At 65.4% G+C, this 240-nt stretch carries 1 protein-coding gene; it reads left to right on the top strand.

Features of this window, described 5'->3' with window-relative positions; translation table 11 throughout:
• Positions 1–60 precede the first annotated feature (60 nt).
• Positions 61–240 (top strand): hypothetical protein (locus SB775_RS33395; RefSeq protein WP_410865590.1); only part of this gene is annotated, 180 nt, incomplete at its 3' end.

The following is a 240-nucleotide window of genomic DNA, read 5'->3' as shown; positions in this document are numbered from 1 at the left end:
CCTTCGCTGTGCTGCGGCACACCCTGGAAATCCAAGGGCCTCACTGAGGGGTACGACGTAATGAAGGGGCGGGTGACCGCTTCGCTTCTGCGCGCGACCCGCGACGGGCAACTGCCGGTCGTGTGCGACGCGTCCTCATGCACCGAGGGTCTGCGGATCCTGCTCGAATCAGCTCAGGAGTCCGGGGTTCGGGTCATCGATGCCGTGGAGTTCGTCGACGCCGAGGTTCTTCCGCGACTC

Source organism: Peribacillus sp. SIMBA_075 (assembly GCF_046534585.1).
This window is presented reverse-complemented; position numbering and strand designations above follow the sequence as displayed.